Raw genomic sequence first — 3,658 nt, forward strand, 5'->3', positions numbered from 1 at the left:
CTCCATTGGCGGCCTGCAGGCGGCGGTCGTGCGGCCGGAATCAGTCCAGCTCGATTTCACGGCGCCGGACGGCACGAAACTCCAGCAGACTTTCTCCGGCTGGCAGGCCCGGATTGTCCAGCATGAAACCGACCACCTCCAAGGGATCCTCTTCCTGGACCGGGCCGAGCTGCGCTCCATCAGCAACAATGCCGAATACTCCGCCCGCTGGGCCCAGCCGGACATCAGCCGCGCCCGGCAGGAACTCGGGTTCCTGCCGGACCCGGCCGCGGACTAAGCCTGCGAGCCAGGGCTAGGGCTGCGGCGCCGGATTCGATGCGGACGGCAGGTAGCGGGCCCACCACTTCAGGATTTCATCGAACCGCTGCTTCCGGTGGTGCGGGGTGCCGGAGCGGGACAGCTCATGGTTCTCGCCGGGGAAGACCAGGAATCCGGTCTCGACCCCCTGTTGCTTGAGGGCGGTGAAGTACCGCTGGCCCTGCTCCACGGGACACCGGAGGTCCTCCTCGCTGTGGATCACCAGCGACGGCGTCCTTACGTGCTGCACGCGGGCCATGGGACTCTGGGCCGCCATTTGCTCCGCCGCCGGGCCGGTGTATTCGCCACCGAAGAACCAGCCGATGTCGGACGAACCGGTGAAGCTCACGGGGTCCAGGAAACCACGCTCGACTATGGCGGCCCGGAAACGGTGGTCGTGGCTGATGGTCCACGCCGTCAGGTAGCCGCCGTAGGATCCGCCCATGATGCCGACATTGGCGGCGTCCAGATCCTCGAACTTCTCCACGGCCCCGTCCAGGAACGCCAGGACGTCCTGCATGTCCACGGTTCCCATCCGCTCCTTGATGGACCGGCCGTGTGCCTGGCCGTATCCGGCAGAACCCCGCGGATTGCACATGAGCACGGCGTAACCGGCCCCGGCATAGACCTGCGCTTCGTCGAACAACGCCACGCCGAACTGGGCAAACGGGCCGCCATGGATGTTCAGCAGCACCGGGTGCGGGCCAGGGCCCGCCGGCTTCACGAGCCAGCCATGGACCGGGTACCCGTCGGCCGAGGCCAATGTCAGTTCCTGCGGCTCGCTAATCCCCGCCACGCTCCGCAGCTGGGCGGAGAAGTCCGTCAGGCGGCGCACCTGCCCGCCCTCGAGCACAGCAACATCACCGGCCGTCGTCGAATCGCTGAAACTCACCACGAGCGTTCCGCCACCCTCCGCGGCGCCGGTCACCACCCGGTTGCCTTCCAGGAGGACGGTGTGGCCGCCCGTCGCAACGAATTCGTGCAGCTCCACGGTTCCCCGCGCATTGTTAAGCACCAGGGCGCCCGCGCCGCCGCGCAGCTCCAGCCGGCTGCTGCCGGACAGGTCCAGCGCCTCGGCATCGCTGAGCGCCGTGGCGTGTCCGCCGGCGGCAGGCATCGCATAGAGGGCGGTGTTCCTGGCCACGAAGTCCAGACCGGATGCGCCCAGGTCCTGGGCCAGGAAGAAGAGCCACTGCCCATCGGCGGATTGGCGCACGGCGTTAATGCTCTGCCGTCCGGCGTTGGCCGGCACCACAGCCTGCGGCTGCCCTCCGGTAACAGGAAGCGCGTAGATTCCACTGACGAGGTCAGTGTCCCGCCCATCGTGCAGGGCGGCGGTGAAGAAGATGGTGCCGCCGTCGGCGCTGAAGCCGGCGCCGTTGTGGTCCGCTGGTGCGGTGGTGAGTTGTTTGGCGGCCGGCAGCAGCCCGGCAGCATTCTCCGCGGGATCGGCCGCGGTGCCGAGGGCCTGCAGGGCGCGTCCGGCCGGCGCCACCTTCGGTTCGGCGTCAAGCTGCGGGACCTCGAGGATGAACAGCTGAAGCGGCTTGTCAGCGGTGTAGCCAACACCGTTCATCCGGTACTGGAAATCCGTGATCAGCCGGGCGTCCTCGCTGCCCGCACTCACGCCGTCGATGCTGCCATACCGGCCCTCGTCAGGCGTCCTGGCGCTGAAGAGAATACTGCGGGAATCAGGCGACCACGTGAAGGAGCTGACCCCCAGTGGGGCCGCCGTCAACAGCTGGGGTTCGCCGCCGGCGGCTTCCACCACGAACAGCTGCGGCTTTCCGTCCGCTGCCGCACGCAGGAAGCCAAGGGCACGGCCGTCAGGTGAAAAGTCCGGTGCTGTGTCACGGAAGCCCCGGGTCAGCCGGCGTGGCCTCTGGTCCGGGTCGTTGAAGTCCGGGTGGGTCGGGTCCTGGCCCAGGGGCACGGTCCACAGCTGGCCCACGTAGGCATCGGCATCGAAGTCCGGGCGGAGCACGGAGACCACGGCGCGGGAACCGTCGGGGTGCACGGCAGGGGCGGACACGGAATTGAGCAGCGGAAGATGTTCAGATTTCACGATTGCGAGCCTAGCCCGTGGCGTGCCCGCTGTGAAACACCTCACGTTGCGCCGGTGCGGCGAGGCACGCCGCGGCGTGCCCGGTGCCCGGCGCCCCTGTAGCCAATGTCCCGTCCGCGCGGCGGGCCGGGGTCCGCGCATAGGATGAAAGCTATGCCCGCCGCCGATCTCCCCCTCCTGTGCCCGGTGTGCCGCCAGGGCCTCCGTTTCACTGGCGGCGCCCGCACCCTGGTGTGCGGGGCCGGCCACAGCTTTGACGCGGCCAGACAGGGCTACTTCAACTTCCTGGTCGGCAAGGGGACGGTTTTTGAAGCCGACAGCGCAGAAATGGTGGCGGCCCGCTTCGACTTCCTCTCCGCGGGGCATTACCAGCCGCTGGCCGATGCCGTGGCCGGGCTCGCCACACCGGCGCTCCGGGAGGCCCCCGCCGGCCGGCCCCTCGTGCTCGACGCCGGAACGGGCACCGGCCACTACCTCAGGGCCGTGCTGGACCGGGCCGCGGACAGTTGTCCGGCCGCGGCAATCGGCCTGGACATTTCCAAGTTCGCCCTGCGTCGCGCAGCCAGGCTGAACCCCGAGGCTTTGAACGTCGTCGGGGACGTCTGGCAGCCGTTGCCGGTCGCGGAGAACGCCGTCGACGTCGTCACCGTGGTCTTTGCGCCGCGCAACGCGCCCGAGTTCGCCCGGGTCCTCCGCCCCGGCGGCCGCCTTGTCGTGGTCACACCGCGGCCCGGCCACCTGGCGGAGGTTGCCGGGCCGGCCGGGATGCTGGGGATCGAGCCGGCCAAAGACGAACGGCTCGCCGCGTCCCTGGGCCAGCACTTCGCGCCCGTCGCAGCATCTGATCTGGACCTGGCATTGAACCTTGGCCCGCGCGACGTCGCCAACCTGGCCTACATGGGACCGGCTGGCCACCACCTGGACCGCGCCGCACTGGTAGCCCTCGAGGCCGCGCTTCCGGAGCGGACCTCCGTCTCGGCCCGCTTCCGGATCAGCGTCTTTCAACCCATCCGCTGACCATTCCCGCTCCCGCCGCTTCGCAGGCGCCGTCAGGTACGCCCTGAAACCACCCCCAGGAGGGGACGGGGGCGGAAAGCCAGGCCGGGGAATCGACCCGCGAAATAACGACTTGGCCACTTTGGCCATCAATTCCCTACCGCCGGTCCCAGCTATTGCCTTTCCGCTTAGGATGGAATCACAGTTACTGGGGACCTGTGCCTGCAGCTCCCGGAACTCTAGGGGGAATTGATGTCTGAATGGCTGATCGAGAATTGGTGGGCGTTGTGGCTCACGCTC

General features: G+C 68.7%; 3 protein-coding genes. 2 read left to right on the forward strand and 1 reads right to left on the reverse strand.

The annotated features are described in order from the left end of the window. On the forward strand, positions 1 to 277 hold a 277-nt coding region (locus tag AC1DHX_RS20425; RefSeq protein ID WP_476900437.1), incomplete at its 5' end, for a peptide deformylase. Between the two features lie 15 nt (positions 278 to 292). Here the strand turns inward: AC1DHX_RS20425 and AC1DHX_RS20430 are convergent. Further along, positions 293 to 2,362 carry a S9 family peptidase gene (locus AC1DHX_RS20430; protein WP_476858554.1) on the reverse strand — a complete coding sequence of 690 codons (2,070 nt, stop codon included), beginning with the start codon at positions 2,360 to 2,362 and terminating at the stop codon, positions 293 to 295. Between the two features lie 153 nt (positions 2,363 to 2,515). Here AC1DHX_RS20430 and AC1DHX_RS20435 point away from each other — a divergent pair, with 153 nt between their 5' ends. Continuing rightward, positions 2,516 to 3,379: a methyltransferase domain-containing protein gene (locus tag AC1DHX_RS20435; RefSeq protein ID WP_476850908.1), complete on the forward strand. Its 864-nt coding sequence runs from the start codon at positions 2,516 to 2,518 to the stop codon at positions 3,377 to 3,379. The last annotated feature ends 279 nt before the right edge of the window (positions 3,380 to 3,658 follow it).

The sequence above is a fragment of the Arthrobacter sp. 05N33_2 genome, assembly GCF_056397425.1.